General features: G+C 60.0%; 10 protein-coding genes. 7 read left to right on the top strand and 3 right to left on the bottom strand.

What is annotated here, in order from left to right; genetic code table 11:
• Positions 1-243 precede the first annotated feature (243 nt).
• The 3 genes from Q1A87_RS22555 to Q1A87_RS22545 all read left to right on the top strand — a co-directional run bounded on the left by Q1A87_RS22555 (position 244) and on the right by Q1A87_RS22545 (position 1,961).
• Positions 244-807 carry a helix-turn-helix domain-containing protein gene (locus tag Q1A87_RS22555; protein ID WP_299656819.1) on the top strand — a complete coding sequence of 188 codons (564 nt, stop codon included), beginning with the start codon at positions 244-246 and terminating at the stop codon, positions 805-807.
• Between the two features lie 14 nt (positions 808-821).
• Positions 822-1,244 carry a helix-turn-helix domain-containing protein gene (locus Q1A87_RS22550; RefSeq protein WP_299656816.1) on the top strand — a complete coding sequence of 141 codons (423 nt, stop codon included), beginning with the start codon at positions 822-824 and terminating at the stop codon, positions 1,242-1,244.
• A 72-nt stretch (positions 1,245-1,316) separates the two neighbouring features.
• On the top strand, positions 1,317-1,961 hold the full coding sequence (locus tag Q1A87_RS22545) for a DUF2711 family protein (protein WP_299656813.1): 645 nt from the start codon (positions 1,317-1,319) through the stop codon (positions 1,959-1,961).
• Positions 1,962-1,998: 37 nt separating this feature from the next.
• Here the strand turns inward: Q1A87_RS22545 and mobQ are convergent, their stop codons facing one another.
• Positions 1,999-3,288: a MobQ family relaxase gene (mobQ, locus tag Q1A87_RS22540; protein ID WP_299656810.1), complete on the bottom strand. Its 1,290-nt coding sequence runs from the start codon at positions 3,286-3,288 to the stop codon at positions 1,999-2,001.
• A 361-nt stretch (positions 3,289-3,649) separates the two neighbouring features.
• Between mobQ and Q1A87_RS22535 the strand changes: the two genes are divergently transcribed.
• From Q1A87_RS22535 to Q1A87_RS22520, 4 genes are read left to right on the top strand one after another with little or no spacing between them, the layout of a single operon-like run.
• The gene (locus tag Q1A87_RS22535) at positions 3,650-3,922 is read left to right on the top strand and encodes a hypothetical protein (protein WP_299656807.1); all 273 of its coding nucleotides are present in this window, start codon (positions 3,650-3,652) and stop codon (positions 3,920-3,922) included.
• On the top strand, positions 3,919-4,467 hold the full coding sequence (locus Q1A87_RS22530) for a hypothetical protein (protein ID WP_299656804.1): 549 nt from the start codon (positions 3,919-3,921) through the stop codon (positions 4,465-4,467). The genes Q1A87_RS22535 and Q1A87_RS22530 overlap by 4 nt, the downstream gene beginning before the upstream one ends.
• A gap of 52 nt (positions 4,468-4,519) precedes the next feature.
• Positions 4,520-4,957 (top strand): hypothetical protein, encoded by a 438-nt coding sequence (locus tag Q1A87_RS22525; protein WP_299656801.1) that lies wholly within the window; start codon positions 4,520-4,522, stop codon positions 4,955-4,957.
• A 19-nt stretch (positions 4,958-4,976) separates the two neighbouring features.
• Positions 4,977-5,534 carry a hypothetical protein gene (locus Q1A87_RS22520; protein ID WP_299656798.1) on the top strand — a complete coding sequence of 186 codons (558 nt, stop codon included), beginning with the start codon at positions 4,977-4,979 and terminating at the stop codon, positions 5,532-5,534.
• Positions 5,535-5,710: 176 nt separating this feature from the next.
• Here Q1A87_RS22520 and Q1A87_RS22515 read toward each other — a convergent pair whose 3' ends face one another.
• Both Q1A87_RS22515 and Q1A87_RS22510 read right to left on the bottom strand, forming a co-directional pair.
• A complete protein-coding gene (locus Q1A87_RS22515) occupies positions 5,711-6,019 on the bottom strand; it encodes an XRE family transcriptional regulator (RefSeq protein WP_299656795.1) in 309 nt (102 codons plus the stop codon).
• Entirely contained in the window at positions 6,016-6,354 is a 339-nt protein-coding gene (locus Q1A87_RS22510) for a type II toxin-antitoxin system RelE/ParE family toxin (protein WP_299656792.1), read from the bottom strand. Before Q1A87_RS22510 ends, Q1A87_RS22515 begins: the two co-directional genes overlap by 4 nt.
• Positions 6,355-6,835 lie beyond the last annotated feature (481 nt).

Here is a 6,835-nt window from a genome sequence, read left to right as displayed (position 1 = left end):
ATTTTTTCCCCGCCTATAGATCATTAGAAAGGACAAAATTTTTCTTAAGGAAAATCATTGATCTAAGGGGGGGGGGGGCCTCACCAGCTATGAGGCTAGGGGGCCTCACCAGCTATGAGGCTACCTAGCATCATCTGTGTTCAAAAATAGAACGTTGACTTTCTTTTACTGAACGGATGATACGTACAATTATAACACGCTGACGTGCAGTTTTCGAACGCTGATGATGCCGGGTAGCCTCATATGACGATGCCTCAGAAGATTCCCGATAAGACCCCTTCGGGACGTTGGCTCCAGACTGAGAGAGCAGCGCATGAGGCATGGGCAAAGCTAATTGCGGAGGCGCCAAAAGCAGCCCAGCTGATGCACCTCCTCGTTGCTCGAATTGGCGAGAACAACGCGGTGGTGATCTCCCAGAAGAACCTAATTCGCCTTATGGGAGCGAGCCGTCCTACAGTGCAGCGCGCGGTAAAGAAGCTGAGGGACGATCTCTGGATTGAGGTCCGCCAGATTGGCGACCGGGGCACGACAAACGCCTATGTGATCAATGATCGCGTGGCTTGGCTCGGACGACGCGATGGTATCCGTTACAGCTTATTCAGTGCAGCCGTTGTAATCAGCGACGACGAGCAGCCTGATGTAGCCGAACTGGACCGCCAAGAACCGCTCCGCCAAATCCCGTCCATCGGGAGGGGCGAGCGGCAGCTTCCGACCGGTCCTGGTCTACCGCCTCCTTCCGAGCCAACCTTTCCTGGCATGGAAGCAGACTTGCCGGCCAAGACTTTACGCGACGATGTTGAGCCATAATAAGGGTGTTCAACATGGCAAACTTATCCATCAGAGAGGCGGTAAAGTATTATCAGGTTTCTCGGCCGACCCTGACCAAAGCTTTGAAATCCGGTAAGTTAAGTGGCACACAAGATGGCCAAGGTAAGTGGTCAATTGACCCATCAGAATTGGCCAGGGTTTACCGCTCTCGTACAGATACGTCGGATGCATCCGAGAAGTTCTTTACCGGACAATCAGCGACAATCTTGGCCACACAGAACACCTCCGGTCCGACTGAATTAGAGGCTTTGCGCGCGCAGCTTGTAGAGGTCGAGTTGCGTGCAGTGAAGGCCGAGACTCGGGCCGATGCTGCCGAACTGCTGGCAAAAGAACGCGCCGAGCGGATCGAGGATCTGCGCCGGATGCTACCGTCACCGGAAACGTCTAAGAAGCGCCGCTGGTGGCAAAGAAGGTAGGTAATTTTCACTTTCGGATCACATGACCATAGTCCGTAGATCCTTTGCCATTGAAGACGATACGTAATCCCGATGTTTATACAGACGCCCAATAGCGGCAGAATACTTGATGCCTATTACAAGCATTTTTCAAGTGTTTGGGTGGTATTGTCTCCATTTCTGAAGCCTCAAAAGCTCTCTTTCGAGCGTTTCTGTCCCGAGACTTACCCGACACGGAATGAAATTCTTGCTGACTGCAAACCGGTGACATGGGCGGAAATTCTGGACGAAGGAAGCTTTGAGACGCTTAGCGATATCGATATCGCCTTAAGATCTCACGTCTACGGCCTAACGCAGCCGAGCCAATGTCTCAAAGATCAACTCATAAACATGATCGAAGGGAAAAAACTCATCCCACCAGATAAAGGAAGTTTTGCTCCGCACAACGAACAAATATTCTTACTTCGCCTTAAAGATTTGGGTCGTTCTCACGTGCTTGTCTTTAATGAGTTCGGAGAGCAGACTAACTACAAAGCCATCGATGATATGCTTGCTGAAGATAGCATACCGCCCCATGGCGTGATTTCGACTGAAGACGGCTCGATCTTGGTCGGCTCCCACTGGGACAGCTGCTGTTCGTTCCTCTGCACCCAAGAGCATGACGATCAGTTCGGGGAGCTTGAAAAATTCCTCTGCTCAAGAATGACGGAGGTCTACTGGGGTCTTCATCCGATCTAATCTGGTTCGTCCGCTAAGAACTCGAAGCGGACCGTCCCTACCGATCCCAGCTCAGCCCTCGGCTCCGTTCTCTCACCCGCTCCCGCTCCAGTTCGCGTTTCCTTTCCCGCTCGCGCAGCCGCTCCGCTTCGCGGACCTCGGCGGCCTCCCGCGCCACGGCCCGTTCGTCGGCCTCGCGGCTGTCCCGCAGCGCGGCTGCCGCCCGCGCCAGCTCGGCCGGGTCCATCCGGGACACGGCCCGCTCCAGCCGCCGCGCCAGGTCCGGCATGTCGTCGTTCTGGTCCCGCCCGCGATCCGCGTCCCCCCGCTGCCACGCCTCCCAAGCCGTGTTCAGCCGCGTGGCGAGGTCGTCGCGATCGCCGTCCCGGCCTTCCGTCCTCTCCGGCCCGGTGCGACCGAGGGCCTGGCCCTCCTCATAGGCCGGGCCCGCCGCGGCCAGGCGGTCCCTCTCGGGGAACCGCGCCGCCACCCTGTCCAGCCGGACCTCGAGCCAGTCCCGGACCTGTCCGGCCAGGTCCCGGGCCAATGTCATCACCTCCGCCGCCCTTGCCTTGGCCTCGTGCCACGCTCCGACCCGCCCGACCTCGATCCCGCGTTCCTTCATTTGCCAAGCCCCGGGGGACAGCTGCGGTAAAGGTGGCCGGTCAAGCGACACCGCGCGAACCGTCTGCACCAGTTCCTCGCCCTCGTCCCCGCGATCGCGGGCGGCGCCGGCCAGCTCCCGCGCCTCGTCGCGCTGCGCCACCAGCGTCCGGTGATCCACCCGCTCGGCGATGTCCGCGCGCTCCAGCGCCCTGTTGGTGTCCCGCGCCCAGGCTTCTCGCCAGCCTTCCAGCACCTCGACCTTGTTCCAGTCCCGGTTCTTGGCGGTGAACCCCTCGGCGTCCACCTCCCGGGTGGTCAGCAGGATGTGGGCATGGTGGTTGCGCTCGTCGCCCGCGCGTCCCGGGGCGTGAAGCGCGATGTCGGCCACCATGCCCCGGTCCACGAACTGCGCCTGCGCGAAGTCCCGCACCAGCTCGACCCGTTGGTCGTGGGACAGCTCGGCCGGCAAGGCGACGCGGACCTCGCGGGCGACCTGGCTGTTCTTGCGGGTCTCGGCGGCCTCGACGCGGTTCCACAGCTCGGATCGGTCCTGGACCCAATCCGGCGCATGGGACGGAGCGAGGATCTCCGCGTGATCGACGCCGCCGCGCGCCGCGTAGTCGAAGACGAGCCCGGTGCGCAGGTCGGCGATCCGCTCCGCTGCCCGGTAGGCCGCCGACGCCGTGGCCGACCGCCCCTGGCTGCGGGAGATGACGGATGCCCTCAGATGGTAGATCGCCATTCGGTGCCGCGCTCTGGCTTGGGGGTCGAGGGGAAACGCAGTCTCCCCCGCCCACACAAACGCGCAGCGTTTGTATAAGTGGGCACTTCGTGACTTGTACCGTACCCAGACACCGGGCAAAACGTCAACATTTCAGAGTGCACCGGATTGACCGCATGAAAATTACATACATGACCGTGCTTGCCATTTTTGTTGCCTTGGTTGGGGCCGTTTCCGTCTCGATCTGCGAGTCGATCAGCGTGGCAGAAGCACAAAGATCCTGCGAAGATGACGCTAGGGCAACCCACGCCGGAATCGCCGCCCGAACCGACGATCTCGCAACCCTGTGCCCACCCCTCGCCTTCCCCTGAAGAAAGCAGCGATGTCCCGTTCCATCGACCAGCAGATCGCCCAGACCCAAGCCAAGCTCGCCCGCCTCAAGTCCCGTCAGAAGGCCTCCGAAACCCGCCGCAAGATCATCGTCGGCTCCGTGGTGATCTCCAACGCGCTGCGCGAGCCCGACAAGGCCCGGGCCCTCGCCGCTCTCCTGCGCCGCCTCGTCACCCGTGAGGTTGATCAGAAGGAACTGGCCGGCCTCCTCGAGGAGCTGGACGACGCGGCCGCCCGGGCGAAGCCCGAAGGGGGCCGCTCGTGAAGGGGAGCGACAATCCCTTTGTCGAGCTCCTCGATCAGATGACCACCGTGCGGCGCAGCGTCGAGCATCTGAACCGCTTCAGTCTCACCAAGCAGGAAGCGGCGGAATTGAACCGCACCCTGACCCAGGCCCTGGGCAAGATGGAGCGGGCCGTGCAGGGCGCCCCGGAGGCGCTCCAGGCGACCCTCAAGGCCGACCGGGACCGGATGGCCCTGAACGCCGCCCAAGCCGCCAGGGAGGCCTCAGAGAACGTTATGCGGGAAATCCGGAGGCAGCTGCAGGCCGAGCGCCTGCACTTCGCTGAGAGCGCCGGAGAAGCCCGTAGAGCGATCTGGCGGTCCTTCGGGGGGTTCTGGGTCTGGATTGTCGCTATGCTCGCCACAGGAGCCTTTCTGGGGCTCTTGGCGGCCGACGTCGCCGAGACCGCGGAGTCGCTCCTCTCGGTCGAGCAGATGGTGCGCTACTACTGCGGCCAGCCCTGGTTCGGCGGTCAGGAAGGCAGCGATGAGAACGGACGCACCGGATGCGCCTTCTGGTACGATTGAGGAAAGCAAATTTCTAGAGAAGAGAGACCATGGGTAATCCGTACGCAGATGGATGTGCGCGATCGACTTCGTGCGGCGTGATCGAAAAACCGGACAGCCAGCAAGAGTCGGGCTTTTGCTGGGTAAAATGATGAAAATATCGGTCGAAGATTACTTGCGCGACGATCTGGTGAACGCCCTCAATCTCCTTGCGGCGACAAAGTTCGCCCCGGACGAGAGAATGTTCTGGGTGTCACATCCGTTTTTCGAACTGCTTTCCGATGAGCTTACAAGGAAGCTGGAGAAGCTGGTCGGCGAAGAGAAATGCAGGGAGATGCTTTCGATCGACAGCATGTCGGATGAAAGCAAGGTCACGATCTGTCATGCGATCATCTCCCTGACAGGGACGAACGACCTGACTCAGCCAGAAGTCATCGACCGAATATCTGCGCCCTTGGTTTTTAGCGACCGTCTGAAGGCGGAAATAAGGTCGCTCTTGAAAACAACGTAATAAGTTGAGGGGGAATTAAGTGATCAGCGAGGTTCTAAGAAAGAATATACCTGCTTTAATCATCTTCAGTCTGCTTCTGGCCGTTCCTGAAGGCGCAAAAGCATGCGCGATGTTCCATCAGCCTGACCAAGACTTCTGGGCCTCGAATGCTTCAGCAATCGTCGATGCGACGGTTGTCGACGTTACCCAATCGCTACTGATCGAAACAGAGCCTTCGTCTTCGAGCTCCCAAAAGGAAAATACCTGGATCCTGCAGTTGAAGGTTCACGACGTCATCAAAGGCGACGCGAGCGATACTCTGTTCGTAGCGACACGCGTTTGGAATACCACCATCGTAGACGATCGATATGTTCTTGGATTGGTCAGATTGCGTCGGGAGTTCGCATTGGTGAGCCCTGCCGATGCTACGTCTTCGGATTTTCTTCCGATGCCTCGTGACGAGTTACCGGGGATCGTCTTTTTGCTTCCCAAGAACGAATTTCATGCGTTGGGAGAGAACAGCGAGCCGTTGTATGAGTTATGGGAAGGACTCTGCACGTCTCTTCCGATCTTCAGGCTGGGAACGTTCGGAGGTTAGGTCTCCAATATGGCGCAGTGGGTCAGACTGGCGTAGAAAGAAGGTAGCTGATCCGTCACGAGGGCCCAAGGCCCGTCAGCTTCCGCCGGGGCGAAACACGGAATGGGCTGCCGCCGCGGGGTTTCTGGTCATCCCGACACAAGAAAACCAGCCTTCCTTTCGAGCCGAATAGGTCTTCAGGCAGCCTCGCTGACACGAACCTCCAGATGCAGGCCCGCCGCCGACGCCATGCCCACGAGGGCATCCAGGCCGAACAAGGCGATCTTGCCCCGCACGAGGTCGGAGACGCGCGGCTGTGTCACGCCCATTACTCGGGCAGCTTCCGCCTGCGTCCACCCCCGCGCCTCGATCCGCGCCTTCAGCGCGATCATCAACTCGGAGCGCATCCGCATGTTCGCGGCCTCGGCCGGCGTGTCCTCGATCGCGTCCCAGACGCTCTCGAAGCTCTGGCCGGGGCCGTCCGTCTGCTGGTCGTGTTCGGTCATCCGTTCCGCTCCCTGGTCAATGCCCGCAACCGGCGGACTCCGGTCTCCAGATCGGCCTTGCTCGTCTTCCGGGTCTTCTTGGGGAAGCAATGCAGCACGTAGACCGCCTCCTCGAACGTCGCGACGTAGAGCACCCGAAAGGCGCCGGTCTCATCCCGGACCCGGATCTCGCGCACGCCCGGGCCCACGGTCTTCATCGGCTTCCAGTCGTCCGGGTTCCGGCCTCGCTGGACCTGGTCGATCTGATGCCCTGCCTCGCGCCGAGCCGCTGCCGGGAAGGCTCGCAGGTCGCTGAGCGCGCTTCCACAGAACCGGACAGGTTTCGGATCAAACATCGTCCGCGGTTATACATGAAGTTGTATAATTGAACAATCTATCTGCGCCAGAAAAACGGCTCGAGATTTCATAACCCGCCTTACGAACCTGCTTTTAGAGGGCTGAAACCGACGAAGAGGAACAGCTCCCAGTCACCCTCCCCTACTTTGTCCTTGCTTCTTCCGTCGAAGGCTCGTGGAGGCATGCAGCGGGTCAGGACTGCTCCGACCTTCCCCTCCCTGCCTGACCCACCCCATCCGGTTGGTATTCCGCTCGTGGAAAGCACGACGATGCCCTGCAACGGCTGCGATCTTGGCGAGGACGGAGGGACGGCCGACTGCGCCGTCCGTGTCGAGGAAAAACTCCACCCCCGCCCGGCCGTCCGCCAGCCTCCCAAGGGGCGCTGCCGTCCGATCGGGCGTGGATTTTTTCCCCGCCTATAGATCATTAGAAAGGACAAAATTTTTCTTAAGGAAAATCATTGATCTAAGGGGGGGGGGG

Origin of the sequence: uncultured Jannaschia sp., from assembly GCF_947494055.1 — a bacterium.
Lineage (GTDB): Bacteria > Pseudomonadota > Alphaproteobacteria > Rhodobacterales > Rhodobacteraceae > Jannaschia.
This window is presented reverse-complemented; position numbering and strand designations above follow the sequence as displayed.

Coding starts and splice junctions, on each gene's coding strand:
- Q1A87_RS22515 (WP_299656795.1), bottom strand. CDS start 6,019: ATGACCGAACACGACCAGCAGACGGACGGCCCCGGCCAGAGCTTCGAG.
- Q1A87_RS22510 (WP_299656792.1), bottom strand. CDS start 6,354: ATGTTTGATCCGAAACCTGTCCGGTTCTGTGGAAGCGCGCTCAGCGAC.
- Q1A87_RS22535 (WP_299656807.1), top strand. CDS start 3,650: ATGTCCCGTTCCATCGACCAGCAGATCGCCCAGACCCAAGCCAAGCTC.
- Q1A87_RS22555 (WP_299656819.1), top strand. CDS start 244: ATGACGATGCCTCAGAAGATTCCCGATAAGACCCCTTCGGGACGTTGG.
- Q1A87_RS22545 (WP_299656813.1), top strand. CDS start 1,317: ATGTTTATACAGACGCCCAATAGCGGCAGAATACTTGATGCCTATTAC.
- Q1A87_RS22525 (WP_299656801.1), top strand. CDS start 4,520: ATGTGCGCGATCGACTTCGTGCGGCGTGATCGAAAAACCGGACAGCCA.
- mobQ (WP_299656810.1), bottom strand. CDS start 3,288: ATGGCGATCTACCATCTGAGGGCATCCGTCATCTCCCGCAGCCAGGGG.
- Q1A87_RS22550 (WP_299656816.1), top strand. CDS start 822: ATGGCAAACTTATCCATCAGAGAGGCGGTAAAGTATTATCAGGTTTCT.